30 protein-coding genes are annotated in these 25,522 nt (G+C 70.4%); 24 read left to right on the forward strand and 6 right to left on the reverse strand.

The features are described from left to right. The first annotated feature begins 296 nt into the window (after positions 1 to 296). From Q5425_RS14350 to aroA, 14 genes are all read left to right on the forward strand, one after another. The gene (locus Q5425_RS14350) at positions 297 to 947 is read left to right on the forward strand and encodes an L-threonylcarbamoyladenylate synthase (protein WP_308672693.1); all 651 of its coding nucleotides are present in this window, start codon (positions 297 to 299) and stop codon (positions 945 to 947) included. A 73-nt stretch (positions 948 to 1,020) separates the two neighbouring features. Next, complete coding sequence (locus Q5425_RS14355) at positions 1,021 to 2,178, forward strand: MraY family glycosyltransferase (protein WP_308672694.1); 1,158 nt, start codon at positions 1,021 to 1,023, stop codon at positions 2,176 to 2,178. A 46-nt stretch (positions 2,179 to 2,224) separates the two neighbouring features. Then, positions 2,225 to 2,668 (forward strand): hypothetical protein, encoded by a 444-nt coding sequence (locus Q5425_RS14360; RefSeq protein ID WP_308672695.1) that lies wholly within the window; start codon positions 2,225 to 2,227, stop codon positions 2,666 to 2,668. 530 nt (positions 2,669 to 3,198) lie between these two features. Then, positions 3,199 to 3,984 (forward strand): F0F1 ATP synthase subunit A, encoded by a 786-nt coding sequence (gene atpB, locus Q5425_RS14365; protein ID WP_308672696.1) that lies wholly within the window; start codon positions 3,199 to 3,201, stop codon positions 3,982 to 3,984. A gap of 55 nt (positions 3,985 to 4,039) precedes the next feature. Next, on the forward strand, positions 4,040 to 4,297 hold the full coding sequence (locus Q5425_RS14370; RefSeq protein ID WP_308672697.1) for an ATP F0F1 synthase subunit C: 258 nt from the start codon (positions 4,040 to 4,042) through the stop codon (positions 4,295 to 4,297). 29 nt (positions 4,298 to 4,326) lie between these two features. After that, a complete protein-coding gene (locus Q5425_RS14375; protein WP_308672698.1) occupies positions 4,327 to 4,887 on the forward strand; it encodes a F0F1 ATP synthase subunit B in 561 nt (186 codons plus the stop codon). Positions 4,888 to 4,893: 6 nt separating this feature from the next. After that, complete coding sequence (locus tag Q5425_RS14380) at positions 4,894 to 5,721, forward strand: F0F1 ATP synthase subunit delta (RefSeq protein ID WP_308672699.1); 828 nt, start codon at positions 4,894 to 4,896, stop codon at positions 5,719 to 5,721. A gap of 57 nt (positions 5,722 to 5,778) precedes the next feature. After that, on the forward strand, positions 5,779 to 7,419 hold the full coding sequence (atpA, locus tag Q5425_RS14385; RefSeq protein WP_308672700.1) for a F0F1 ATP synthase subunit alpha: 1,641 nt from the start codon (positions 5,779 to 5,781) through the stop codon (positions 7,417 to 7,419). 11 nt (positions 7,420 to 7,430) lie between these two features. Continuing rightward, positions 7,431 to 8,378: a F0F1 ATP synthase subunit gamma gene (locus Q5425_RS14390; protein WP_308672701.1), complete on the forward strand. Its 948-nt coding sequence runs from the start codon at positions 7,431 to 7,433 to the stop codon at positions 8,376 to 8,378. After that, positions 8,378 to 9,805, forward strand: a complete 1,428-nt coding sequence (atpD, locus tag Q5425_RS14395) for a F0F1 ATP synthase subunit beta (protein ID WP_308672702.1) — start codon at positions 8,378 to 8,380, stop codon at positions 9,803 to 9,805. The genes Q5425_RS14390 and atpD overlap by 1 nt, the downstream gene beginning before the upstream one ends. A 114-nt stretch (positions 9,806 to 9,919) precedes the next feature. Then, entirely contained in the window at positions 9,920 to 10,285 is a 366-nt protein-coding gene (locus Q5425_RS14400; protein ID WP_013229521.1) for a F0F1 ATP synthase subunit epsilon, read from the forward strand. Positions 10,286 to 10,310: 25 nt separating this feature from the next. Further along, complete coding sequence (locus tag Q5425_RS14405; RefSeq protein ID WP_013229520.1) at positions 10,311 to 10,745, forward strand: DUF2550 domain-containing protein; 435 nt, start codon at positions 10,311 to 10,313, stop codon at positions 10,743 to 10,745. 54 nt (positions 10,746 to 10,799) lie between these two features. Next, positions 10,800 to 11,120, forward strand: a complete 321-nt coding sequence (locus Q5425_RS14410; RefSeq protein WP_308672703.1) for a putative quinol monooxygenase — start codon at positions 10,800 to 10,802, stop codon at positions 11,118 to 11,120. 182 nt (positions 11,121 to 11,302) lie between these two features. Further along, positions 11,303 to 12,541, forward strand: coding sequence for a 3-phosphoshikimate 1-carboxyvinyltransferase (gene aroA / locus Q5425_RS14415; protein ID WP_308672704.1), 1,239 nt, complete (start codon positions 11,303 to 11,305; stop codon positions 12,539 to 12,541). On the opposite strand, the gene Q5425_RS14420 is transcribed toward aroA, so the two are convergent. Continuing rightward, the gene (locus tag Q5425_RS14420; protein WP_308672705.1) at positions 12,538 to 13,110 is read right to left on the reverse strand and encodes a cob(I)yrinic acid a,c-diamide adenosyltransferase; all 573 of its coding nucleotides are present in this window, start codon (positions 13,108 to 13,110) and stop codon (positions 12,538 to 12,540) included. The genes aroA and Q5425_RS14420 overlap by 4 nt on opposite strands. 61 nt (positions 13,111 to 13,171) lie before the next feature. Here Q5425_RS14420 and murA point away from each other — a divergent pair, with 61 nt between their 5' ends. Beyond that, positions 13,172 to 14,446, forward strand: a complete 1,275-nt coding sequence (gene murA / locus Q5425_RS14425) for a UDP-N-acetylglucosamine 1-carboxyvinyltransferase (RefSeq protein WP_308672706.1) — start codon at positions 13,172 to 13,174, stop codon at positions 14,444 to 14,446. Between the two features lies 1 nt (position 14,447). Here the strand turns inward: murA and Q5425_RS14430 are convergent, their stop codons facing one another. Then, positions 14,448 to 15,032 (reverse strand): TetR/AcrR family transcriptional regulator, encoded by a 585-nt coding sequence (locus Q5425_RS14430; protein WP_308672707.1) that lies wholly within the window; start codon positions 15,030 to 15,032, stop codon positions 14,448 to 14,450. A gap of 93 nt (positions 15,033 to 15,125) precedes the next feature. Between Q5425_RS14430 and Q5425_RS14435 the strand changes: the two genes are divergently transcribed. The 3 genes from Q5425_RS14435 to Q5425_RS14445 are packed head-to-tail and all read left to right on the forward strand — an operon-like array spanning position 15,126 to position 17,561. Next, on the forward strand, positions 15,126 to 15,563 hold the full coding sequence (locus tag Q5425_RS14435) for a nuclear transport factor 2 family protein (protein WP_308672708.1): 438 nt from the start codon (positions 15,126 to 15,128) through the stop codon (positions 15,561 to 15,563). Then, positions 15,556 to 16,374, forward strand: coding sequence for an NAD(P)H-binding protein (locus Q5425_RS14440; RefSeq protein WP_308672709.1), 819 nt, complete (start codon positions 15,556 to 15,558; stop codon positions 16,372 to 16,374). The genes Q5425_RS14435 and Q5425_RS14440 overlap by 8 nt, the downstream gene beginning before the upstream one ends. After that, on the forward strand, positions 16,371 to 17,561 hold the full coding sequence (locus Q5425_RS14445) for an alpha/beta hydrolase (RefSeq protein WP_308672710.1): 1,191 nt from the start codon (positions 16,371 to 16,373) through the stop codon (positions 17,559 to 17,561). The genes Q5425_RS14440 and Q5425_RS14445 overlap by 4 nt, the downstream gene beginning before the upstream one ends. Here Q5425_RS14445 and Q5425_RS14450 read toward each other — a convergent pair. Continuing rightward, entirely contained in the window at positions 17,558 to 18,037 is a 480-nt protein-coding gene (locus Q5425_RS14450) for a MarR family transcriptional regulator (protein ID WP_308672711.1), read from the reverse strand. The two genes, Q5425_RS14445 and Q5425_RS14450, sit on opposite strands and share 4 nt — an antisense overlap. A gap of 63 nt (positions 18,038 to 18,100) precedes the next feature. On the opposite strand from Q5425_RS14450, the gene Q5425_RS14455 reads away from it, so the two are divergent. After that, complete coding sequence (locus Q5425_RS14455) at positions 18,101 to 18,469, forward strand: VOC family protein (RefSeq protein WP_308672712.1); 369 nt, start codon at positions 18,101 to 18,103, stop codon at positions 18,467 to 18,469. Positions 18,470 to 18,492: 23 nt separating this feature from the next. Here the strand turns inward: Q5425_RS14455 and Q5425_RS14460 are convergent, their stop codons facing one another. Together Q5425_RS14460 and Q5425_RS14465 are read right to left on the reverse strand one after the other, a co-directional pair. After that, positions 18,493 to 19,119, reverse strand: a complete 627-nt coding sequence (locus Q5425_RS14460; protein ID WP_308672713.1) for a LysE family translocator — start codon at positions 19,117 to 19,119, stop codon at positions 18,493 to 18,495. Then, entirely contained in the window at positions 19,119 to 19,745 is a 627-nt protein-coding gene (locus tag Q5425_RS14465) for a LysE family translocator (protein WP_308672714.1), read from the reverse strand. Before Q5425_RS14465 ends, Q5425_RS14460 begins: the two co-directional genes overlap by 1 nt. 144 nt (positions 19,746 to 19,889) lie before the next feature. On the opposite strand from Q5425_RS14465, the gene Q5425_RS14470 reads away from it, so the two are divergent. The 3 genes from Q5425_RS14470 (at position 19,890) to Q5425_RS14480 (ending at position 23,121) form a co-directional block, all read left to right on the forward strand. Continuing rightward, on the forward strand, positions 19,890 to 20,411 hold the full coding sequence (locus tag Q5425_RS14470; protein WP_308672715.1) for a PH domain-containing protein: 522 nt from the start codon (positions 19,890 to 19,892) through the stop codon (positions 20,409 to 20,411). A gap of 67 nt (positions 20,412 to 20,478) precedes the next feature. Further along, positions 20,479 to 21,018: a PH domain-containing protein gene (locus Q5425_RS14475; RefSeq protein WP_308672716.1), complete on the forward strand. Its 540-nt coding sequence runs from the start codon at positions 20,479 to 20,481 to the stop codon at positions 21,016 to 21,018. An 84-nt stretch (positions 21,019 to 21,102) separates the two neighbouring features. After that, positions 21,103 to 23,121 (forward strand): protein meaA, encoded by a 2,019-nt coding sequence (locus Q5425_RS14480; protein ID WP_308672717.1) that lies wholly within the window; start codon positions 21,103 to 21,105, stop codon positions 23,119 to 23,121. On the opposite strand, the gene Q5425_RS14485 is transcribed toward Q5425_RS14480, so the two are convergent. After that, positions 23,114 to 23,656, reverse strand: coding sequence for a cysteine hydrolase family protein (locus tag Q5425_RS14485; RefSeq protein WP_308672718.1), 543 nt, complete (start codon positions 23,654 to 23,656; stop codon positions 23,114 to 23,116). The two genes, Q5425_RS14480 and Q5425_RS14485, sit on opposite strands and share 8 nt — an antisense overlap. Before the next feature lie 71 nt (positions 23,657 to 23,727). Here Q5425_RS14485 and Q5425_RS14490 point away from each other — a divergent pair, with 71 nt between their 5' ends. Next, positions 23,728 to 24,714: a helix-turn-helix domain-containing protein gene (locus Q5425_RS14490; RefSeq protein ID WP_308672719.1), complete on the forward strand. Its 987-nt coding sequence runs from the start codon at positions 23,728 to 23,730 to the stop codon at positions 24,712 to 24,714. Then, positions 24,693 to 25,460: an enoyl-CoA hydratase-related protein gene (locus Q5425_RS14495; RefSeq protein ID WP_308672720.1), complete on the forward strand. Its 768-nt coding sequence runs from the start codon at positions 24,693 to 24,695 to the stop codon at positions 25,458 to 25,460. The genes Q5425_RS14490 and Q5425_RS14495 overlap by 22 nt, the downstream gene beginning before the upstream one ends. Positions 25,461 to 25,522: the final 62 nt, after the last annotated feature.

Here is a 25,522-nt window from a genome sequence, read left to right on the forward strand (position 1 = left end):
CGAAAGTCTGGCCGCTTGTCAGCCCGGCGACGGACGCCGCGAATGACTCATTCGCGACGCCGGAGGTCCCGAATGAGTCATTCGCGACCTCCGCCCGGCAAGCGGGACCTTCGTCCGGCAAGCGGGACCTCCGCTCGGCAGCGCGGCCGAGCGTTGGGGACAACTCCGGCCCCGCGCGCCGGGAGCGCCGGAAACTGTCGGTGCCGGCCGGTAGCGTGGAAGACGGGGGGCGCCCCCCGGGCGCCGGTGTGACGCGGCGAACGCCCGCCCCGGCCCGCGGACTACTCTTGGCGCCCATGAGCGTGGTCTACGACTGCAGCAAGCGGGAGACCCGGGCCGACGGGCTGGCCGCGGCGGCCGGTGCGGTGCGGTCGAGCAGGCTGGTCGTCCTGCCGACCGACACGGTCTACGGGATCGGTGCCGACGCCTTCGACGCCGGCGCCGTCCAGGCGCTGCTGCGCGCGAAGAACCGCGGTCCGGACATGCCGGTCGGCGTGCTCGTCGGCTCGTGGTCCACTGTGGACGGCCTGGTGCTCGGCGTGCCGCCGCAGGCGCGCGCGCTCATCGAAGCCTTCTGGCCCGGCGACCTGTCCATCGTGCTGCCGCACGCGCCGAGCCTGCAGTGGAACCTCGGCGACGCCCGCGGCACCGTGATGCTCCGGATGCCGCTGCACCCGGTGGCGCTGGAGCTGCTGCGCGACGTCGGGCCGATGGCCGTGTCGAGCGCGAACGTCTCCGGCCGCCCGCCGGCGAGCACCGCGCAGGAGGCGCAGGAGCAGCTCGGCGACTCGGTCGCCGTCTACCTCGACGGCGGCTCGAGCGGCGAGCCGGTCGCCTCGAGCATCGTGGACCTCACCGGCACCGAACCGGTGGTGCTGCGCGAGGGCGCGGTGAGCAAGGAGGCCATCGCGGAGGTGCTCGGTGTGCCCGCGGAATCGTTGGCCTGAAGCCGGATCACGGGGGATTCCGCGGCACGATAGCGTGTCGCGGGTGACCCCGACCCCGCGAGCGTGACACCCCGTGCCGCCCACATCCGGTCTCCTCCCCATCCGTGAGTACATCCTCGTCGCGCTGACCGCGACGGCCGTGACGTACCTGCTCACCGGCGTCGTCCGCCGGATCGCGATCCGGGTCGGCGCGATCGCCAACCCGCGCGCCCGCGACGTCCACGTGGCCCCGATCCCGCGGATGGGCGGGGTCGGCATCTACCTCGGCGTCGCCGCCGCGATGGGCCTCGCCCACCAGCTGCCCGCGCTGTCGCACGGGTTCGACGCCTCCTTCGACTCGGTCGGCGTGCTGTTGGCGGCCGGTGTCATTTCGCTGATCGGCGCGCTCGACGACCGGTTCGAGCTCGACGCCTGGACGAAGCTCGCCGGCCAGGTGATGTGCGCCGGCATCCTGGTCATCTTCGGGGTGCAGTGGGTGTCGTTCTGGGTGCCGTGGGGCGGCACCGGCGGCTCGTTCGGCTCGGTGCTGGTGCTCGACAAGAACCAGGGCGCGCTGCTCACCGTGGTGATGGTCGTGGTGATGGTCAACGCGATGAACTTCGTCGACGGCCTCGACGGGCTGGCCGGCGGGCTCGGCTTCATCGCGGCCGCCGCCACGTGCGCGTTCTCCCTCGGCCTGCTCGACAGCTCCGGCGGTGACGTCGGCACCTACCCGCCCGCGCTGATCGCGGCCACGCTCGCCGGCGCGTGTCTGGGCTTCCTGCCGTACAACTTCCAGCCCGCGAAGATCTTCATGGGCGACTCGGGCTCGATGATGATCGGCCTGATGCTCGCCGGCGCGACGACGTCGGCGTCCGGGCGCGTGCCGTACCCGCAGTTCAGCGGCAAGGACGCGATCGCGCTGCTCTCGCCGCTGGTGGTCGTGGCGGCGGTGCTGTTCGTGCCGATGCTGGACCTGATCATGGCGGTCGTCCGGCGCACCCGCCGCGGCGAAAGCCCGTTCGCGGCCGACAAGATGCACCTGCACCACCGCCTGCTGGAGATCGGCCACTCCCAGCGCCGCGCGGTCCTGCTCATCTACTTGTGGGCCGGGATCCTGGCGTTCGGCGCGGTGTCGGTGACGCTGTTCGACGACGCCGCGGCGCTGTGGATCATCGGGATCGGCCTGGTCTTCGCGGTGGCCGTCTCGATCGTCCCGCGGCTGCGCTCGCGCAACCAGCCGGGCACGTGACGCGCCGGGGTCTCTACACTCGGGGTCAACCGAGCAGGGAGCCAGTGTGAGCGAAACCGAACCGCAGGAGCAGGGGAACCCGCACGCCGAGGTGGTGCTGCAGGCCGCCCGCGCGATGACGAAGGCTTCGCTGCTGGTGACCCCGCCCGCCGTGGTGCTCTGCATCGCGCTGTTCACCATCCTCAACGGGCTGCCCGGCTTCCTGGGCTCGCTCGTCGGCGGGGTGCTGGCGTTGCTGGCGTCGCTGTCCACCCTGGGCCTGATGAAGTTCAGCGCGGGCCAGGACCCGATGTTCGTCATGGTCATCGCGCTCGGCGGGTACGTCGTGAAGGTCGTCCTGCTCTTCGGCGCGCTGACGCTGCTGAAGGGCGTCACCGCGCTGCACCCGATGTCGCTCGGCATCACGATGATCGTGGCCATCATGCTCGCCGCCGCGGCCGAGTTCGCCGCCTTCCGCAAGACCAAGATCCCGACGATCATCCCGTCCTGACGCTGTCCGCTTTGCCCGGGACTTCCGTGACGGACGGTGAGCCGGACTGCGGCCACCCGAGTGTGACCGGGACCACAGTCGAGAAACCCGCCATGATCGCCGGGACCCCGCCGGAGCCGGTGCCTGCGGCGTTCCGGACGCGGTCCCGGCCCGCACCGGACCTGGGTCCCGGGATCACCCGGGACCTAAGTCCTGGGCTGATCGGTTGGTTAGGAGTACGCCTGTCCGGCACGGATTGACCTGCTGGTATGGTCCGCGTCAAGGGTGGCGGCCTCGGCCGCACGCTTCCTGAGACGAACCGCGATCAGCAGTGTGGCGACCGTGTAGTTCCGCCTTCCCGCCGCTGGTCCGAAGTAGACCGCAGGGCAGTGTTCACGCGAGACAACCCGTGTGCAGAACGTGAAGTCGTGTTCATCGCACAGTGGGGCAGCCGCCTCCGACGTCCCGATACGTATCGGGTACGTTAAGTCCAGATCGTGACGATTCCCCCGGCGGAGTGAACGCCGGCCGGGAGAACCGGAAGGAGCCCAGTGGGCGCGCTGGTACTGACCGAGGGTGGCATTTTCACGCCCCCCGGTGCCGAAAGCTTCGAGTTGCCGGCGTTGGTCGCCGGAGTCACCAAGCCGATGCTGCTTGTCGTGCTTTCGGTTGTCATCATCGCGACGTACTTCCTGCTGGCGACCCGCAAGCTGCAGGTTGTGCCGGGCAAGGGGCAGTTCGTCGCGGAGTCGATCTACGACTTCAGCCGCAACAACATCGCTCGCGAGCAGATCGGTTCGAAAGACTTCAAGCCGTTCGTGCCGCTCGTTTTCGCGTTGTTCACCTTCATCCTGGTGAACAACCTCTACGGGATCATCCCGCTGCTGCAGTTCCCGACCATGGCGCGGTTCGGTTTCCCGCTCGCCCTGTCGGTCCTCGTCGTCTACCCGGTGTACCACTTCGTCGGGTTCAAGCGGCACGGCTTCAAGGGGTACTTCAAGAAGGAACTCGCGCCGGCGGGCGTGCCCAAGGCGGTCCTGCCGCTCTTCGCGCTGATCGAGTTCGCGGAGAAGTTCTTTCTCAACCCGCTCACGCTGGCCATCCGTGTTTTCGCCGCCATGTTCGCGGGTCACCTGATCCTGGCGGTGTTCACCCTCGGCGGCACCTTCCTGCTGACCGAGACCTCGGGCTGGGCGCTGAAGCCGGTTTCCCTGGTGGCGTGGATCTTCGCCATCGGGATGACGTTCCTCGAGGCCTTCATCCAGGTGCTGCAGGCCTACATCTTCGCCCTGCTGTCGGCCGGGTACATCGGCGCCGCGCTGGCGTCGGAGCACTGAGAACACAAGCCCCCGATCCACGCGAGCGCGTGGACCGAAGTGAAGGGAAATGCACGTGAGCAACATCGTTCTGGCCCAGGCCGCGGAAGCCGCCGTCAACATCAACCCCGGCCTCGCCGCGATCGGCTACGGCCTGGGCGCGATCGGCCCGGGCATCGGTGTGGGTCTGATCTTCGCCGCCGTCATCAACGGCACCGCCCGCCAGCCGGAGGCGCAGGGCAAGCTGCAGGGCATCGGCTTCTCGACCTTCGTTCTGACCGAGGTGCTCGCCCTGATCGGCATCGTCATCTACTTCATCGCCTCCGCAGGCTGAGTTCCGCTCATCTCGCTTAAGGAGACGCCGTGCTGAACAGTGCCTTGGTCCTCGCTGCAGAGGGCGAAACGCACAACCCGATCATCCCCGACATCTCGGAGCTGATCCTCGGCATCGTCGCCTTCCTGATCCTGCTGTTCATCCTCAAGAAGTACGTCGTCCCTCGCTTCGAGGCCGCGTACGAAGAGCGTGCGCAGAAGATCGAGGGAGGCATCGAGAAGGCCGAGCGGGCCCAGGCCGAAGCCGAAGAGGCGCTGGCCAAGTACAAGGCCCAGCTGCAGGAGGCCCGGACCGAAGCCGCGAAGATCCGCGACGACGCCCGCCACGAAGCCGAGCAGATCAAGGCGGAGCTGCGGGCCGAGGCGGAAGCCGAGTCCCAGCGCATCGTCGCCCAGGGCCAGGCCCAGCTGCAGGCCCAGAAGGCGCAGATCATCGCGGAGCTGCGGGCCGACATGGGCCGCAACGCCGTCGAGCTGGCCAGCCGGATCGTCGGCGAGTCGCTCGAAGACGAGGCGCGCCGCCGCGGCACCGTCGACCGGTTCCTGGCGGAGCTCGAGACCGCCGGTGCCTCCAACGGAGCGGGGAAGTAACCAGAGATGACGTTGCATGCTGCGAGCCGTGAAGCGCTCGGCCTCGCCGAGGAACGCCTCGGCGAGGTTCTGGCCGACGCCGATGCCACAGTGTCGTCCTCGGTCGGCGACGAGCTGCTCTCGGTCGTCGACCTGCTGGACCGGGAAATCGGCCTGCGCCGGGCGGTGAGCGACGCCTCGGCGACGCCGGAGGCGCGCACCGCGCTGGTGCGCCGGCTGTTCGACGGCAAGCTGTCCGAACCGGCCCTCAAGGTGCTCGACGCCGTGGCGGGCAACCGCTGGTCCAGCCCTCGTCAGCTGGTCGACGGACTCGAGTCGCTCGGGCACTCGGCTCTGCTCACCGCGGCGGAGAAGACCGGCAACATCGACGCCGTCGAGACCCAGCTGTTCCAGGTCTCGCGCGTCGTGGCCAACCACCCGGAACTCGAGACCGCGCTGTCGGACCTGGCCGGTCCCGTCGACGCCAAGCGCACCCTGGTGCGCGGGCTGTTCGCCGACAAGGTGGACGTGGTCACCGAGACCCTCGTCGAGCAGGTCGTCCGCCGGGCCAAGGGCCGCGGCGTCGGCGTCGGGCTCGACGCCCTGGTCAAGCTCGCCGCGGAACGCCGTGAGCGCTCGGTCGCCTACGTGACCAGCGCGAGCGCGCTGACCGACGAGCAGACCGCCCAGCTGAGCGCCAAGCTCGACGCCATCTACGGGCGGCCGATCGCGCTGCACGTCGAGGTCGACCCCCGGCTCGGCGGCGGGCTCGTCGTCCGCGTCGGCGACGAGGTCATCGACGGGAGCGCGGCCGGCCGGCTGGCGGCGCTGCGCAGGCGGCTGGCCCGGGCATAGGCCCAGGTCACACAAGACTTTGCATACTGGCAAGAACGAAGCGAGAGCGGGAAAGACATGGCCGAGCTGACGATCTCCTCGGATGAGATCCGTAGCGCGATCGAGAACTACGTCTCGAGTTACGCCCCGGACGTGAGCCGGGAAGAAGTTGGCACCGTGATCGACGCCGGCGACGGCATCGCCCACGTCGAAGGCCTTCCCTCGGCCATGGCCAACGAGCTGCTCGAGTTCCCCGGCGGCGTCCTGGGCGTCGCACTGAACCTGGACGCGCGCTCCATCGGTGTCGCGATCCTCGGTGACTTCGAAAGCATCGAAGAGGGCCAGCAGGTCAAGCGCACCGGCCAGGTCCTGTCGGTGCCGGTCGGCGACGGCTACCTCGGCCGTGTCGTCAACCCGCTGGGCCAGGCGATCGACGGCCTCGGCGACATCGAGACCACCGACCGCCGCGCGCTGGAGCTGAAGGCCGCCTCGGTGGTCGAGCGCCAGCCGGTGTCGGAGCCGCTGCAGACCGGTATCACCGCCATCGACGCGATGACCCCGATCGGCCGCGGTCAGCGCCAGCTGATCATCGGTGACCGCAAGACGGGCAAGACCGCCGTCGCGGTGGACACGATCATCAACCAGAAGGCCAACTGGGAGACCGGCGACCCGAAGAAGCAGGTTCGCTGCATCTACGTCGCGGTCGGCCAGAAGGGCTCCACGATCGCCGCGGTCAAGAAGTCCCTCGAGGACTCGGGCGCGATGGAGTACACCACCATCGTCGCCGCCCCGGCTTCGGACTCCGCCGGCTTCAAGTGGATCGCGCCGTACACCGGCTCGGCCATCGGCCAGCACTGGATGTACGAGGGCAAGCACGTCCTCATCGTGTTCGACGACCTGACCAAGCAGGCCGACGCCTACCGCGCGATCTCGCTGCTGCTGCGCCGCCCGCCGGGCCGCGAGGCGTTCCCCGGCGACGTCTTCTACTTGCACTCCCGCCTGCTGGAGCGCTGCGCGAAGCTGTCGGACGAGCTGGGTGCCGGCTCGCTGACCGGGCTGCCGATCATCGAGACGAAGGCCAACGACGTGTCGGCCTACATCCCGACGAACGTCATCTCGATCACCGACGGCCAGTGCTTCTTCCAGTCGGACCTGTTCAACGCCGGCCAGCGCCCGGCCATCGACGTGGGCATCTCGGTGTCCCGCGTGGGTGGTGCCGCGCAGGTCAAGGCGATGAAGTCGGTCTCCGGCTCGCTCCGGATCGACCTGTCGCAGTACCGCGAGCTGGAGGCCTTCGCGGCCTTCGCCTCGGACCTCGACGACGCCTCCAAGGCGCAGCTCGAGCGCGGCGCCCGCCTGTACGAGGTGCTCAAGCAGCCGCAGTACTCGCCGATCCCGGTCGAGGAGCAGGTCTGCACGGTGTGGCTGGGCACGAACGGCCACTACGACTCGGTCCCGACCGAGGACGTCCGCCGGTTCAACCACGAGTTCCTCGACTCGGCGCGCCGCAAGCACGACGACATCCTGGGCGCGATCCGCGACTCCGGGAAGTTCGAGGACGAGACGGCCGACAAGCTGGTCGCCGCGGTGAACGAGTTCAAGAAGGAGTTCACCACCTCCGAGGGCAAGTCCCTGGTCGAGGCGGACGCCGACGCGATGGACTCCGACAAGGTCGGGCACGAGACCGTCAAGGTCAACAAGCCCGCACCGAAGAAGTGAGCTGGTAGCTCATGGCCGCACAACTCCGGGAACTCCGGTCGCGCATCAAGGCGACCAAGTCGATCGGCAAGATCACCAAGGCGATGGAGCTCATCGCCACCGCGCGCATCACGAAGGCGCGGGCGAAGGTCGCCGCTTCCCGGCCGTACGCGGACGAGATCACCAAGGTGCTCTCGGCGCTGGCCGGTGCGGCGACCAACCTCGACCACCCGATGCTGGTCGAGCGCCCGAACCCGAAGCGGGCCGCCGTCCTGGTCGTGACCAGTGACAAGGGCCAGGCCGGTGGGTACAACTCCAACGTGCTGCGCGCGACCGAAGAGCTGCTCGCCCTGCTCCGCGAGGAGGGCAAGGAGCCGCAGATCTACGTCACCGGCAACAAGGGGCTGAACTACTACCGGTTCCGGGGCCGCGAGGTCGTGGACGGCTGGACGGGCTTCTCCGACCAGCCGGGTTACACCGACGCGGTCCGCGTCGGCGAGGCGCTGGTCGAGTCGTTCATGCGCGGTGCGGACGACGCGGACGGCAACGCCGACGGCGTCACGGGTGTCGACGAGATCCACATCGTCTACACCGAGTTCGTGTCGATGCTGACGCAGCGGCCGACCGCCAAGCGCGTCGCGCCGCTCGAGGTCGAGTACACCGACGGTGAGGAGGAGCAGCAGAAGCCCGCGGGCGAGCTGCTCCCCAGCTACGAGTTCGAGCCGAGTGCCGACAAGCTGCTGGACGCCCTCCTGCCGAAGTACATCAACACGCGCCTCTACGCGGCCATGCTCGAGTCCGCGGCGTCCGAACTGGCCGCCCGCCGGACCGCGATGAAGGCCGCGTCGGACAACGCGAACGAACTGGTGGGCAACCTGACGCGGGAAATGAACCAGGCCCGCCAGGCGCAGATCACCCAGGAGATCTCCGAAATCGTCGGTGGCGCGAACGCGCTCTCCGCAGCAGGAAGTGATGATTGATGACCAGTACTGAAGCCCCGCGCGCCAAGGGGCGCATCGTGTCGGTGACCGGTCCGGTCGTCGACGTCGAGTTCCCGCGCGGTTCCGTGCCCGACCAGTTCAACGCCCTCAAGGTCGAGATCGAGTTCGAGCAGCTCCGCAAGACGGTGACCCTCGAGGTCGCCAGCCACCTGGGCGACAACCTCGTCCGCACCATCTCCCTGCAGCCGCAGGACGGCCTGGTGCGCGGCGCGGAGGTCACCGACACCGGCGGCCCGATCACCGTCCCGGTCGGCGACAAGGTCAAGGGCCACGTCTACAACGCCCTCGGCGAGTGCCTCGACGAGCCCGGCTACGGCGAGGACCTCGAGCGCTGGGGCATCCACCGCAACGCGCCGTCCTTCGACCAGCTCGAGGGCAAGACGGAGATGCTGGAGACCGGCCTCAAGGTCGTCGACCTGCTGACCCCGTACGTCCAGGGTGGCAAGATCGGCCTGTTCGGCGGCGCCGGCGTCGGCAAGACGGTGCTCATCAAGGAGATGATCACCCGTGTCGCCCGGAACTTCGGTGGTACGTCGGTGTTCGCCGGGGTCGGCGAGCGCACCCGTGAGGGCAACGACCTCTTCCTGGAGATGAGCGAAGACGGCGTCATCAACGACACCGCCCTCGTGTTCGGCCAGATGGACGAGCCGCCGGGCACGCGCATGCGCGTCGCGCTGTCCGCGCTGACCATGGCGGAGTACTTCCGCGACGTCCAGAACCAGGACGTGCTGCTGTTCATCGACAACATCTTCCGGTTCACCCAGGCCGGCTCGGAGGTGTCGACCCTGCTGGGCCGCATGCCGTCGGCCGTGGGTTACCAGCCGACGCTGGCCGACGAGATGGGCCAGCTGCAGGAGCGGATCACCTCGACCCGTGGCCGCTCGATCACCTCGATGCAGGCGATCTACGTCCCCGCGGACGACTACACCGACCCGGCCCCGGCCGCGACGTTCGCCCACCTGGACGCCACCACCGAGCTCTCCCGGTCGGTGTTCCAGAAGGGCATCTTCCCGGCGGTGGACCCGCTGGCGTCGACGTCGACGATCCTCGACCCGGCGATCGTCGGTGAGGACCACTACCGCGTGGCCTCCGAGGTCATCCGGATCCTGCAGAAGTACAAGGAACTGCAGGACATCATCGCGATCCTCGGCATGGACGAGCTCTCGGAAGAGGACAAGCTGACCGTTCAGCGCGCGCGCCGCATCGAGCGGTTCCTGTCGCAGAACATGCTGGTCGCCGAGGCGTTCACGAACATCCCGGGCTCGACGGTGCCGCTGTCGGAGACCATCGAGTCGTTCGACCGCATCACCAAGGGTGACTTCGACCACTACCCGGAGCAGGCGTTCCTGGGCATCGGTGGCCTCGAGGACCTCGAGAAGAAGTACAAGGAAATCACCAAGAAGTGATTTTCCGGGCGCGGCGGGGGTGGTGTCCTTTGTGGACTCCGACCCCCGCCGTTCTCGTAACCAAGGACTGACCCATTACACTCGGTGGTAACACCCCGAGCGAAGGAGTGCTACGTGGCTGAGATGTCCGTGGAGCTGGTGGCCGTCGAGCGCCGTCTCTGGTCGGGTACTGCCACTTTCGTGGTGGCCCAGACCACCGAGGGTGAAATCGGCATCATGGCCGGTCACGAACCCGTGCTCGGGCAGCTCGTCGAGGGTGGCGTGGTCAAGGTGACGACCACCGACGGTGAGACGGTCTGCGCCGCCGTGCACGGTGGGTTCCTCTCCGTGACCGGCACCGGGGTGAGCATCCTCGCCGAGAGCGCCGAGCTCTCGGACGAGATCGACGTCGAAGCGGCGAAGGCGGCACTGACCGGCGACGACGAAACCGAGCGGGCGAGGGCTTCGGCCCAGCTCCGCGCAGCGGGTCAGACGGCCTGAGCGCGAGACGGGCAGGAGCCGGGCCGTGAAGATCACCGTGGTCGTAGCAGGGCTCCTGATCGTGCTTGCGGTGCTGGCCGCCTGGTACGGCCAGCGGTGGATCCGGATGCGCCGCGGTGGCGGCGTCAGCGTTGCGCTGCGGTGGCGTCCGGACAACCCGCGGTCGAGCTGGCACCTGGGGCTCGGCCGCTACGAGGGTGACGAGTTCGTCTGGTACCGCGTGTGGAGCCTGCGGACCGGCGCGGACCGCGTCTTCCAGCGCGAGAGCATGCAGATCGCCGACCGCCGTGACCCGTCCGGCACCGAGGCCTACGCCGTCCCCGAGGGCTCGACGGTGCTGCGCTGCGAGTCGGAGACCCAGGAAGCGATCGAAATCGCCATGGGCCCGGGCGCGCTGACGGGCTTCCTCTCGTGGCTCGAGTCGGCCCCGCCCGGGCGGCGTCTTCCGCGCGCGTCCTGATCTGTCTCATTCCGAGACAGCCGGCGGCGGCTTCGCGGGCTTACCGTGGAGGCCATGATTCTCATCGTGGTCAAGTGGCCGGTGAAGCCCGAGTACGCGGACTCCTGGCTCGACATCGTCGGGGACTTCACCCGCGGCACCCGCGCCGAGGCGGGCAACAAGTTCTTCGAGTGGTCCCGCAGCGTTGACGACAAGAACACGTACGTGCTGGTCGAGGGCTTCGAGGGGCAGGACGCGGCCGTCGCGCACGTCGGCTCCGAGCACTTCAAGACCGCGGTCGCCACGCTGGGGAAGTACATCTCCGACAACCCGCGGATCATCAACGTCCAGGACGCCTCCGACTGGGGCCCGATGGCCGAAATCTCCCCGCACTGACCGAAGCTGCACTTTCACGTGAAAGTGCAGCCTCGCCAATCACGCGAGTGACGCCTCGGATCATGCGAGTTCCGGGTTCCGTCAGTCAGGACGCCTCCGGCTGGGCCTCGACAGCCCAGATTTCCCGCACTGACCGAAGCTGCACTTTCACGTGAAAGTGCCGCTCTCCGTAGACTCGTGACGTGACCCTCGTCGAGATTCCCGGCTCCAAGTCCGTCACCGCCCGCGGCCTGTTCCTGGCCGCCGCCGCGCACGGGACCACCGTGCTCGGCCGTCCGCTGCACTCGGACGACACCGAGGGCTTCGCCGAGGGGCTCGTGAAGCTCGGCTACCGCGTCGACCGGCAGCCGGGCGCCTGGACCATCGAGGGACGGCCGTCGGGCCCGGGCGTCGCCGAAGCGGACGTCTTCTGCCGTGACGGCGCCACCACCGCCCGGTTCCTGCCCGCGCTGGCCGCGGCCGGCACCGGGACGTTCCGCTTCGACGCGTCCGGTCAGATGCGCCGCCGCCCGCTCGGGCCGCTGACCGACGCCCTGCAGGAGCTGGGCGTCGACCTGACCTTCGCCGGGGAGCCGGGCCACCACCCCCTGACCGTCCGCGCGAACGGCATCAAGGGCGGCGAGCTGACCCTGGACGCGGGCCTGTCGTCGCAGTTCCTGACGGCGTTGCTGCTGGTCGGGCCGCTGACCGCGGAGGGACTGCGGATCACGGTCACCGACCTCGTCTCGGTGCCGTACGTCGAGATCACGCTGGAGATGATGCGCCGCTTCGGTGTCGACGTCCGCCGTGAGGGGCAGACGTTCGTGGTCCCGGCGCAGCCGTACCGCGCCTGCGAGTACCCGGTGGAGCCGGACGCGTCGACGGCGAGCTACTTCCTCGCCGCGGCGGCGGTCACCGGCCGCACGGTCACCATTCCCGGCCTGGGCTCCGACGCGCTGCAGGGCGACGTGCGCTTCGCCGACGTGCTGCGCGAGATGGGGGCGCACGTCGACCTGACGCCGGACTCGGTGACGGTCGCGGGCCCGTCGGACGGCCTGAAGGGCCTCACGGTGAACATGCGTGACATCTCGGACACGGTCCCGACGCTGGCGGCGATCGCGCCGTTCGCGTCCGGCCCGGTGCGCATCGAGGACGTCTACAACACGCGCATCAAGGAGTGCGACCGGCTCGACGCGTGCGAGGAGAACCTGCGCGCGATGGGGATCGCCGTCGAGACGGGCCGCGACTGGATCGAGATCCAGCCGGGACAGCCCACCGGAACGCTGGTGGCGTGCCGCCGCGACCACCGGATCGCGATGGCGTTCAGCATCACGGGCCTGCTCGTCGACGGCGTGACCCTGGACGACCCGGACTGCGTGAAGAAGACCTTCCCCGGCTTCCACCAGGCCCTGGGGTCGCTGCGGGCGAGCTGGGGGATCTAGGGCTGCCCGCCCGGCTGCCAGAGCACGTCGCCGTCGGGGTTCGCCAGCCGGGCGAGGATGAACAGCAGGTCCGACAGCCGGTTCAGGTACTTCACCGCCACCGGGTTCGTCGTTTCCGGCTCCGCCTCGTGCAGCGCCCACGCGGACCGCTCGGCCCGGCGGGACACCGTCCGCGCCTGGTGGAGGAACGCCGCTCCCGGCGTCCCGCCCGGCAGGATGAACGACGTCAGGTTCGGCAGGCGCTCGTTGAACTGGTCGCACCAGGCCTCGAGCCGCTCGACGTACTTCTCCGTGATCCGCAGCGGCGGGTACGGCGGGTCGTCGGAGATCGGCAGGCAGAGATCGGCGCCGACGTCGAAGAGGTCGTTCTGCACCGCGCGCAGCACGTCCGTCACCTCGGCCGGCAGCCCGCCCACCGAGATCGCCAGGCCGAGCACCGAGTTCGTCTCGTCCGTGTCGGCGTACGCGCCCAGCCGCGGGGACGTCTTGGGCACGCGGGACCCGTCGCCGAGTGCGGTCGTGCCGTTGTCGCCGACCTTCGTGTACACGCGGTTGATGCGAACGACCATGAAGCCACCATAGCGGCCCCCGCCCGGGCCGAATCCGGGCGAGAGGGCATGATTGGCGGCCATGAGCGAGCACTTCGACGTCCATGGCGGAGCCCGGCTGGTCGGCGAGGTCGACGTGGTCGGCGCGAAGAACAGCGTGCTGAAGCTGATGGCCGCCGCCCTCCTCGCGGAGGGCACCACGACCATCACGAACTGCCCGCAGATCCTGGACGTCCCGCTGATGGGCGACGTGCTGCGGAGCGTCGGCTGCGAGGTCGTCATCGAGGGCGACACCGCCACCATCACGACGCCGGCCGAGCTGTCGCACCGCGCGGACTCGGCGGCGATGGGCAAGCTGCGCGCGTCCGTCTGCGTGCTGGGGCCGCTGGTCGGCCGCCTGAAGCAGGCCGTCGTGGCGTTGCCGGGCGGCGACGCGATCGGTTCGCGGCCGCTGGACATGCACCAGAACGGCCTGCGCAAGCTGGGCGCGACGAGCACGATCGAGCACGGCTGCGTCGTCGCGAAGGCCGAGACGCTGGTCGGCGCGCAGATCTGGCTGGACTTCCCGAGCGTCGGCGCGACCGAGAACATCCTGATGGCGGCGGTGCTGGCCGAGGGCACCACGGTCATCGACAACTGCGCGCGCGAGCCGGAGATCGTCGACATCTGCACGATGCTCATCGAGATGGGCGCGAAGATCGAAGGCGCCGGGACGTCGACGCTGACCGTGCACGGCGTGGAGCAGCTGCACCCGACCACCCACAGCGTGATCGGCGACCGGATTGTGGGCGCGACCTGGGCGTTCGCCGCTTCGATGACCCGCGGCGACATCACCGTGCGCGGGGTCAACCCGCACCACCTCGACCTGGTGCTGAACAAGCTGCAGCTGGCCGGCGCGGACGTCGAGACGTTCGGCGACAAGGGTTTCCGCGTGGCCCAGCCCGAGCGGCCGAAGGCGGTCGACTGGGTGACGCTGCCGTACCCGGGCTTCGCGACCGACCTGCAGCCGTTCGCGGTCGCGCTGTCGGCGGTGTCGGAAGGCACGTCGATGATCACGGAGAACGTCTACGAGGCGCGCTTCCGCTTCATCGAGGAGATGGTGCGCCTGTCCGGCGACGCCCGCACGGACGGCCACCACGCGGTGGTCCGCGGCGTCGAGAGGCTGTCGAGCGCGCCGGTCTGGGCGTCGGACATCCGCGCGGGCGCCGGGCTGGTGCTGGCCGGTCTGTGCGCGGACGGCATCACCGAGGTCTGGGACGTCTTCCACATCGACCGCGGCTACCCGCACTTCGTCGAGAACCTGAACCGCCTGGGCGCGAACATCAAGCGCGTGGCCGGCGACCCCGAGCGGAAGTGACTCAGCTTCCCAGCGCGCGCAGGGCGTACTCCACCAGCCGGTCCAGGTAGTCCGGGCCGGCGGGGGCCTGCCGGACCACCAGCCGCCAGTAGATCGGCGCCGCCAGCACGTCCAGCGCCATCTCGAGGTCGAGGTCTTCCGGCAGCTCGCCGCGCGCGATCGCGCGGCGCAGCATGACCTCCGCGCGGTCGCGCCGGGGTCCGCCGATGCTCGTGCGCGCGCTTTCGGCCAGCTCCGGGTTCCGCGCGCCTTCCGCGACCAGGTCCGGCAGGACCCGCGAGAACAGCGGGTGCGTGAGCCAGTCCAGCACCGCCTGGATCATCGCGCGCAGGTCGCCGCGCAGTGAACCGGTGTCCTCGACGTCCGCGCGCTGCACGCTGAACTCCGCGACGACCGCGGTGATCATCTCGTGCTTCGACCGCCACCGCCGGTACAGCGCGCTCTTGCCGACGCCGGCCCGTTTGGCCACCGCTTCCATCGACAGCCGCCCGTAGCCCTGTTCGGCGAGCTCGTGCAGCACGGCGTCGGTGATGGCCCGGGTGACTTCGGGCTGGAGGACGGCGGCGCCGGTCGGGGTGCGTGCCATGGGTGCAGTCTAGCGGGTGGACGAGACGGTACCGTCCCGGCTAACCTGTCGACGGGACGGTACCGTCTCGTCCAATCGTTTGAGGAGACTTAGATGCCGGCACGTGACCTCGTCGAGCACGCGCTCGACCTGCTGATGAAGCACGACATGACCGGGTTCGCCGGGCTCTGGGCGGCCGACGGCGTCCTCGAGTTCCCGTTCGCCGGCCCGGGCTACCCGAAGCGCGTCGAGGGGCGCGACGCGATCCGCGAGTACCTGCGCGACTACCCGAACCTCCTGGACATCCGGGAGGTCACGGCGAAGACCGTGCACGAGACCACCGATCCGGCCGTGGTCGTTGTCGAAATGACCATCGGCGGGGTTGTCGTCGCGTCGCAGAAGCCGTACGAGCTGTCCTACATCGCCGTCATCACGATCGAGGACGGCGAGATCCGTCGCTACCGCGACTACTGGAGCCCGCTCGCCGCGGCCGAGGTGCTCGGCGGCCTCGACGAGCTGACCGCGGCCTTCACCGGCGGCGGCCGTGGCTGACGTCCTGGTCCTCGGCGGCACCGGCACGACCGGGCGCCGGGTCGTCTCGGGCCTGCGCCAGGCGGGATTCGGTGCGCGGGCGGCCACGCGGAAGCCGGCCGAGGCCGGCCACGTCCGGTTCGACTGGGCGGACCGGTCGACCCACGCCGACGCGCTGCGCGAGGTCTCCGCGGTGTACCTGCTGGCCCCGATCGGCGAGGCCGAGCCGGTGGCGCTGGTCGAGCCGTTCCTGGCGGACGCCCTGGCCGGCGGGGTCCGCCGGGTCGTCCTGCTCAGCTCGTCGGCCGTCACCGAAGCCGTCCCCGGTCTCGGCGACCTGCAGCGGCTGGTGCGCACGGTGCCGGAGTGGGCCGTGCTGAAGCCGTCCTGGTTCATGCAGAACTTCACCGGCGAACACCTGGTCGCGCAGGGGGTCCGGGACGGCGAGATCGTCACGGCCACCGGCGACGGCCGGGTCGCGTTCGTCGACGCGGGCGACATCGCGGCGGTCGCCGTCCGCGCACTGACCGATCCGGTACCGCACAACACCGAACACGTCCTGACCGGACCGTCCGCCCTGAGCTACGCCGAAGCGGCCGCGATCGTCGCCGCGCGCGTCGGACATCCGGTGCGGCACCGCTCGGTCGGCACCGCCGACTTCGCCGCACGGCTGACCGCGGCGGGGATCCCCGTCGGGTTCGCGCGGGTGCTCGCCGCCCTCGACGAGGACATCCGGCGCGGCACCGAAGACCGCGTCACCGCAGCGGTCGAACAGGTCACCGGGCGACCCGCCCGCTCGTTCGAAACCTTTGCGCGGGAGGAAATCCGATGAAGCAGCTGATGTTCGAAGAGGACACGCAGTTCTGGTTCGAGACCCTGCGCCTGTTCGGCCACGCGGCCTACGGCGGCTCGGACTTCGGCGAGGTCCTCGCCGCGGCGTCGACGGTGACGGCGGGCGACTACGACAGCTGGCACGACGCCTACCGCGCGCCGGCCGACCGGCTGTACGCCGAAGCGGCCGGCGCCGGCCCCGTCACCGCTCGCGACCTGCTGCTGCGCGCGTCGACGTACTACTTCGCGGCGGAGTTCTTCCTGCACGGTGACCCGGCGGACCCGCGGATCGCGGCGGCGTACGACCGGAGTGTCGAGTGCTTCCGGCGCGCGGGAGTCGCGGAGCCGATCGAAATCCCTTACGACGGAACGGTTCTGAGCGGCTACTTCTACCGCGCGCCGGGCGACGGCCCGAAGCCGTTGCTGCTCATGCACAACGGTTTCGACGGCAGTGCCGAGGAACTGCACTACCTGGGTGCGGCGACCGGCGCGGAGCGCGGCTACCACGTGCTGACGTTCGACGGACCCGGCCAGCCGAGCGCGGTCCGGCGCGCGAAGCTCGTCTTCCGGCCGGACTGGGAGCACGTCGTGACGCCGGTGGTGGACTTCGCGCGGGCGCTTCCCGGCGTCGACCCGTCGCGGATCGCGCTGCTCGGTGTGAGCCTGGGCGGCATGCTGGCCCCGCGCGCGGCGGCGTTCGAACACCGCTTGGCGGCGGTGGTCGCGGTGGACGGCGTGTACGACGCGGGTGCCGCCGTGACGTCGATGCTGCCGTGGCCCCGCGAGGAGATCGTGCGCCGCGCCCGGGCGCCGCACGACGAGGAGCTCGACGCGCTGCTGTCGGCGGGCCGCCAGGCGAGCCCGACCCTGCGCTGGGCGTGCGACCACGGCCGCTACGTGCTCGGAGCGGCGACCGACCGCGAGTTCGTCGCGAAGTACCTGGAGTACACGCTCGAAGACGGCGTGGCGGAGAAGATCACCTGCCCGGTCCTGGTGTGCGAAGCGGCGAACGACCTGTTCTTCGGCGGCGAGCGGGAAACGGAACCGCGTCGGCTGTACGCGCACCTGGAGGCACCGAAGACGCTGCTGACGTTCACGGCGGAGGAGGGCGCGGACGCCCACTGCCACGTCGGAGCCCAGCGCCTCGCGGCGGGCCGGATCTACGACTGGCTGGACCGGACGCTCTAGTTCCCGGGGGCGGGCGCCGGGGTGCCGTCGTCGCCGTCGCGCAGGGACCGGATCATGCTCTGCAGGATCCGGAACGCGCCCGACTGCTCGGTTTCGGTCAGGCCGGCCAGCATCCTGACTTCGACGGACCGGACCGCTCCGGACGCCTTCTCGAGGATCCGCCGGCCGCGAGGTGTGAGCCGCGTGGGAAGAACCTTCCCGACGGGTGCCTCCGCGGGCCGGGTCACGTAGCCCTCTCGTTCCAGGGCCTGGAGCAGCACGTTCATCGACTGCCGGGTCACGAACGCACCCCGCGCGAGCTCGGAGTTCGACAGGCCCGGTCGTTGCGCCAGCAGTTCGAGGCAGGAGTAGCGCGTCACGTTCATCCCGAGCGGCCGCAGCACCTCCTCCATGGCCGTGCGAAGAGCGCTCGACGCCTCTTTCAGCAGGTAGCCCAGCGACGTCTCCAGGTCGACGCCGACACCGTCTTGACTCATGTCAGCATTCTGACATACATTGGATCGTGTCAGGAACCTGACACGCAACGAAGGAGCAGCACCATGCCCGTCACCGGCCCCGACTTCATCTCGCTCCAAGCGCGCGACCTCGCCGCGGCACAGGCGTTCTACGAGCAGTACCTCGGCCTCGTCCGCTCGCCGGCCGGACCTCCGCACGCCGTCGTCTTCGAGACGAAGCCGATCGCGTTCGCACTCCGCGACGTCGTTCCCGGCACCGATCTCGCCTCGGTGGCCCAGCCCGGCATCGGTGCCGCGATCTGGCTCCACGCCACGGACGTCCAGGCCATCCACGACGCTCTGGCCGCCGACGGCCACACCATCGTCTCCGCGCCGATCGACGGCCCCTTCGGCCGGACGTTCACCTTCGCCGACCCCGACGGCTACCACGTCACCCTCCACGACCGCGCCTGACCGGCCGGGCGCGTACACGCGGGTCAGGCCTCGAAAGCGAGCGCCGCGCCGAAGCCCACCAGTGCGGCACCGGTGGCGCCGTCCATCACCCGGCGGACTTTGCGCTGCTGCAACCAGTCCCGGACCCGGTGCACGAAGAACAGCAGCAGCACCTGCCACACCACACCCAGTGCCGCGACCGTGTACGCCAGCAGCAGCGCGTCGGCCTGGTCGGTCACGCCCGGGGTGAGGAACTGCGGCAGCACCGACAGGTACAGCACGATCACCTTGGGGTTGGTGAGGTTGGAGAGGAACCCTTCGCGGAACCGCCGGGCGCGGGAGGCGCGGGCCTTCCGGACGTCGTCGAGGGCTTCGTAGTTCCCGCGCCAGGCGCCGCGAAGGGCCTGGACACCGAGGAACACCAGGTACGCCGCGCCGAGCCACTTCACCGTCTCGAACAGCGGCCGGTAGCGGGTGATCACCGCGCCCAGGCCGAGCGCCGCCGCCGTGCCCTGCAGGAAGTTCGCGACGGTGATCCCGGCGCACGCCCAGCCGCCGCCGCGGGCGCCGCCGGTGAGGGCGTTCTTCAGCACGACCATCGTGTCCGGGCCCGGCATCATCGCCAGGAAGGCCATCATCCCGGCGAACCCGGCGTACGTGCTCCAGGACATCAGGATTCCAGGGCGAGGGCGGCACCGAAGCCGAGCAGCGCGGTGCCGGTGACGCCGTCCAGGGTGCGGCGCACCCGGCGGCGCTCCAGCCACGCCCGCACGCGGTGCACGAACACCAGCAGCACCAGCAACCACAGCACGCCGAGCACGGCGACGGTGTAGGCCAGCACGAGCGCGTCCCACGTCGTCGTGCGCACCGGGTCGAGGAACTGCGGCAGCACGGACAGGTACAGCACCAGCACCTTCGGGTTGGTGATGTTGGAGAGGAACCCTTCGCGGAACCGCCGGAAACCCCCGCCCCGGCGCCGCTGGGCCTCTTCGACGGCGTGGTAGTTGCCGCGGAACGCCCCGCGCAGCGCCTGGATCCCGAGGAAGACGAGGTAGGCGGCACCGGCCCACTTGAGCGTGAGGAACAGCGGCTGCGACCGCGCGACGAGAACGCCGAGACCGAGCGCCGCGGCGCTGCCCTGCACGGCGTTGCCGGTGAAGATGCCGAGCGACGCGAGCAGGCCGCCCCGGAACCCGCCGGACAGCGCGTTCTTGAGCATGATCATCGTGTCGGGTCCCGGCGCGAGAACGATCAGGACCACGATGACCAGGTAACTTCCGTACGTACTCCACGTCACGGCTGCCCACGCTAATCGACGGCACCGGCCCGGTCTCGCGGATTTCCGTCACACAGTTCGCCGGTGCTGCAGCAGCACGCGATCAGCCGGGCACAGAGGGTGCGGAACTCGGCGGGAGGGGTCCCGGCAGAGTAGTGTTCGGCCATGTCAGCAGGGGAAATCGAGCTGTTGCCCGGTGAACGCGTGCTCTGGGCGGGCGAGCCGGTCCAGCGTCCGCTCTACGTCGCCGCGGACGGGGTGATCGCCCCTGCCGGGCTCGTCCTCACCGCCGCCGCGCTCTGGTTCCTCCTCGCACAGGAGCCGAGCGGTCCCACGATGGTCGTGGCGGTCGTCGCGCTGGTGCTCGGCCTCTACGGCGCGGCCGGCCGGTCGGTCGTCCGCTACCTCGCGCTCGGGCGCACGACCTACGCGGTGACGGACAGCCGGATCATCGCGCGCTCGGGCCTGTTCCGGCAGAAGGAACGGTCCAGCGAACTGGCCCGCCTGGCCGAGCCGGTGCTCAAGCCGGGGCCGTCCCGCACCGGGACCATCACCTTCGGCGGGCCGGGAACGGTGACGCTGATGGGCGTCGGCGAGCCCAAGCGCGTCCGCGACCTGCTCACCAAGGCGATCGACGAGGCGAAGGCCCGCCAGGCCCCGCCGGAACCGGGCAGTTCGGCCGCCTGAGCGCTTCCGGGGCAACCTTTCCGGCCCTCCCGAGCGTCACCGGGCAAAGAGGACCGGGGAGGTCGCCGTGGACGTGCCGATGAAGGTCCTGCTGCCGGGTGAGCAGCTGCTGTGGTCGGGGCGGCCGCAGCGGATCGCGCCGAGGGGGCTCGACTGGTACAGCCTCGCCTTCGGCGTGGTCTGGGTGTCCGTGATCGCCGCCTCCGGGATCGGGTTCGGCCGGGAGGGCCGCACCTTCTACATCGGCGCGGCTTTTGCGGTCTTCGGGCTCGCGACGGCCTGGGGGCCGGTGATCGGGCGGCTGTGGGCGCTGCGCCGCGCGGTGTACGCGGTGACCGATCAGCGGGTCGTGGTGGCCGACGGCGTCTCGGGCCGCACCCGCGCGTCGGCGTACCTGCGCGCGTTGCCGCCCCCGGTCACCCAGCCCCGCGAGGACGGCGTCGGCACGGTGACCTTCGGGGAGGCGGGCGGGTTGCTGAGCCTCTTCGGCGGCGCGCAGGCGACCGCGGGATCGAAGTCATCGCAGGTCCCGATCGTGCTGGTGGCGGTGCCGGAGGCCGAACGGGTCCGCGACCTGATCGCACGGGGCCAGGCCGCCGGCGCCTGAGTCACCCGGACGTGTTCGATTCCACTGCCACGTTAAGTTACCGGCCGGTACACTCGACAAAACGTCCACCGCCGGAGGTGCCCCGTGCCGTATCCCACGGACCGCGAACGAGACCGTCCGTGGGTGATGCGCACCTACGCGGGGCACTCCTCGGCGGCCGCGTCGAACGAGCTCTACCGGCGCAACCTCGCGAAGGGCCAGACCGGCCTCTCGGTGGCCTTCGACCTGCCCACGCAGACCGGCTACGACCCGGACCACCAGCTCGCCCGCGGTGAGGTCGGCAAGGTCGGCGTGCCCGTGTCGCACATCGGCGACATGCGGCGGCTCTTCGACGGCATCCCGCTCGCCGAGGCGAACACGTCGATGACCATCAACGCGCCGGCCATGTGGCTGCTCGCGCTGTACGTCTCCGTGGCCCGCGAGCAGGCCGAGGCCGAGGGCCGCGACGTCGACGAGGTCCTCGCGAAGCTCGCCGGCACCACGCAGAACGACATCATCAAGGAATACCTGTCCCGCGGCACCTACATCTTCCCGCCGGGGCCGAGCCTGCGGCTGATCACCGACGTGATCGCGTGGACCGTGCACCACGTGCCGAAGTGGAACCCGATCAACATCTGCAGCTACCACCTGCAGGAAGCCGGGGCGACGCCGACGCAGGAAGTCGCGTACGCGCTGTGCACCGCGATCGCCGTGCTCGACGCCGTCCGCGACTCGGGGCAGGTCGACCAGGCCGACATGGCGAAGGTCGTCGCGCGGATCTCCTTCTTCGTCAACGCCGGCGTCCGGTTCGTCGAGGAGATGTCCAAGATGCGCGCGTTCACCGCGCTTTGGGACGAGCTCACGCGGGACCGGTACGGCGTAACGGATCCCAAGGCGCGCCGGCTGCGTTACGGCGTGCAGGTCAACTCGCTCGGGCTGACCGAGGCCCAGCCGGAGAACAACGTCCAGCGGATCGTGCTGGAGATGCTCGCGGTGTCGCTCTCCCGCGGCGCCCGCGCCCGCGCGATCCAGCTGCCCGCGTGGAACGAAGCCCTCGGCCTGCCCCGGCCCTGGGACCAGCAGTGGGCGCTGCGGATGCAACAGGTGCTCGCGTTCGAGACGGACCTGCTGGAGTACGAGGACATCTTCGACGGCTCGCACGTCATCCAGGCCAAGGTCGACGAGATCATGGCCGGTGCCCGCGAGGAGATCGCCCGCGTGCAAGACCTCGGCGGCGCGGTCGCCGCGGTCGAGAGCGGCTACATGAAGTCGCAGCTGGTCACCTCGCTGGCCGAGTACCGCCGCGAAATGGAGAACGGTGACCGCGTCCTCGTCGGCGTCAACAAGTTCGGGACGACCGAGCCGTCGCCGCTGCAGGCCGAAGGCGCGAAGGCGATCGAAACGATCGACCCCGCCGTCGAGAAAGCCGCCGTCACCGCCATCGAGGAATGGCGCTCCGGGCGCGACAACGACGCCGTCGAGCGGTCGCTGGCCACGCTGAAGGAACGCGCGCAGACCACGGAAAACCTCTTCGAGGCCACTGTGGACTGTGCGCGGGCCGGCGTGACCACGGGCGAGTGGGCCGGCGCGCTGCGCGAGGTGTTCGGCGAATACCGGGCGCCCACCGGCGTTTCCGCGTCCGCGGTCGCCGGCACGGGTGATCCCGAGCTGGAGCGGGTCCGCACGCGGGTCCGGGAAACCGAAGCCGAACTCGGCGAGCGGCTGCGGATCCTGGTCGGCAAGCCGGGCCTCGACGGGCACTCCAACGGCGCCGAGCAGGTCGCCGTCCGGGCGCGCGACGTCGGCTTCGAGGTCGTCTACCAGGGCATCCGGCTGACGCCCGAGCAGATCGTCGCGGCCGCGGTGCAGGAAGGCGTGCACGTCGTGGGGCTGTCCGTGCTTTCGGGCTCGCACCTCGAGGTCGTCCCGCACGTCGTCGACGGCCTGCGCGCCGCGGGTGCGGGCGACGTGCCGGTGATCGTCGGCGGGATCATCCCCCCGGACGATGCCGCGCTGCTCGCCGAACGCGGCATCGCCCGGGTGTTCACGCCCAAGGACTACGAGCTCACCGGGATCATGGACGGCATCGTCAGCCTGATCCGGGAGCGGCACGGCCTCAGCTGAGCTCCGCCAGGATGTCCTTCGCAGACTTCACGGTGGCGAACTGGTTCGCCAGGTTCGCCGCCGTGACGCGGTACAGCTCGTCCGCGGTCACCTCCGGGAGGTCGAACGTGAACGTGGCGTCGAGGGCGAAAGTCACGTCGTAGCCGAGGTTTCCGCCCATCCGCGCGGTCGTTTCGCAGCAGAAGTTCGTCTGGATGCCGGCCACGACGAAGCTCGTGATGCCCCGCTTGCGCAGCCACGCGTCGAGGTCGACGTCGCCGATGAACGCCGAGTTGACCTGCTTGCCGAAGACCAGGTCCGGCCGGGCGCCGTCGAGTTCGGGCTTGAAGTCGTTGCCCGGCTGGCCGGGCCGCAGCGGGGAGCCGGGCTTGGGGGAGTCGTGGCGCACGAGCACCACCGGCAGCCGCCGCTCCTGCCACGCGTCGAGCAGGGCCTTCATGTTCGCTTCGGCGCCGGGGTTGTTGCGCGGACCCCAGAACTCCGCTTCGTCGAACCCGCGCTGGACGTCGATCAGGATGAGTGCCGTTTCGGTCATGCCGTCGAGTTTCGCGGTCTCCGCCGTCCGAGGGGAGTGGCAGAAGGCGCGCGATGCGGTACTTTCCTGCCATGCGCACGATCGGCGTTCTGCTGCTGCCGGGCACCCGGATGTTCGACCTCGCGGTGATCGGCGAGGTCTGGGGCCAGGACCGGACCGACAGCGGGATCGGCCCGTTCACGGTGCGGCTGTGCAGTCCCGGCCGGGTGCGCACGCCCGCGTCGCCGTTCGGTGACGTCGCGGCCACGCACGGGCTCGCCGGGCTCGACGGCTGCGACCTCGTGCTGGCGCCGGGCCGCGACGACCCCCTTTCCCCGGTGCCCGCGTCGGCGGTCACCGCGTTGCGGCGGGCACACCGGGACGGGCGCACCGTCGCCGGGTTGTGCTCCGGCGCGTTCACGCTGGCGGCCGCCGGCCTGCTCGACGGCCGCCCGGCGACCACGCATTGGCGCGACCTCGACGCGCTCGCCCGCGTCGCGCCGCGGGCGGACCTGCAGCGCGACGTGCTCTACACCGACGACGGCGGTGTCCTGACGTCCGCGGGCGTCGTCGGCGGGCTCGACCTCTGCCTGTACCTGGTCCGGCGCGACCACGGGGCCGACGTCGCCGCCGCGCTGGCCCGCCGGCTGGTGATGCCGCCGGCGCGGGAAGGCGGGCAGCGGCAGTACGTCGACAACCCGCTGCCGCCGCCGTCGGCCCAGCCCGGCATGGCGTCCACAATGGACTGGGCGCTGGCCCGGCTCGGGTCCGGCATCGGCGTCGAGGACCTCGCCGAGCACGCGCGGATGAGCGAGCGGACGTTCCACCGGGAGTTTGCCGCGGCCAGCGGCGTGACGCCGGGACGCTGGCTGCGCGTCCAGCGCGTCCGGTACGCGCAGCGGCTGCTGGAGACGACGTCGCTGCCGGTCGAGCGGGTCGCCGAGCGGTCCGGGCTGGGCACGGCGGCCAATCTGCGGCGGCGGATGCGCGCCGAGGTCGGCGTCGGCCCGGACGGTTACCGGCGCACATTCCGGTCCGGAGGGGTTACCGTCGAGGGATGTACGAGCACCTCCTCGTGAAGCGGGACGGCGGGACCGTCACGATCACCATGAACCGGGCGGCGCGGCGCAATTCGCTGTCCGCGGACCACCTCGCCGAGCTGCTCGCCGCGTTCCGCGAGGCGGGCACGTCCGACGCGACCGGCATCGTGCTGGCCGGCGCCGGACCGGTGTTCTCCGCCGGGCACGACTTCGGCGACGTGGCCGCGCGCGACCTGATGGGGGTCCGCGAGCTGCTCACGCTGTGCACCGACCTGATGAAGACCATGCAGTCGGTCCCGCAGGTCGTCATCGCGCGGGTGCACGGCCTGGCGACGGCGGCGGGCTGCCAGCTCGTGGCGTCGTGCGACCTGGCCGTGGCCGCCGAGTCGGCGGGTTTCGCCCTGCCGGGCGGCAAGGGCGGCTGGTTCTGCCACACGCCGGCGGTCCCGGTGGCGCGCTCGATCGGCCGCAAGCGCCTGATGGAACTGGCCCTGACCGGAGACGTCATCGACGCGCCCACCGCGCTCGACTGGGGCCTGGTCAACCGGGTGGTGCCCGACGAGCAGCTCGACGACGCCGTCGGAGACCTGCTGGCCCGGGCGACGCGCGGCAGCCGGGCGAGCAAGGCGGTGGGCAAGGCGACGCTCTACGCCCAGCTCGACCGGCCCGAAGCCGACGCGTACGCGATCGCGCTGGAGGTCATGGCCGCGGCGTCCCAGCTGCCCGGCGCCCGCGAGGGCATGGCCGCGTTCCTGGAGAAGCGCAAACCCTCCTGGCCCGACTGATCCCGAGCTTTCACGTGAAAGCTCGGTTTTGCGCTGTCGGCGAACGTACCATACGGTATGGT

Origin of the sequence: Amycolatopsis sp. A133 (assembly GCF_031082405.1) — a bacterium.
Taxonomy (GTDB): Bacteria; Actinomycetota; Actinomycetes; order Mycobacteriales; family Pseudonocardiaceae; genus Amycolatopsis.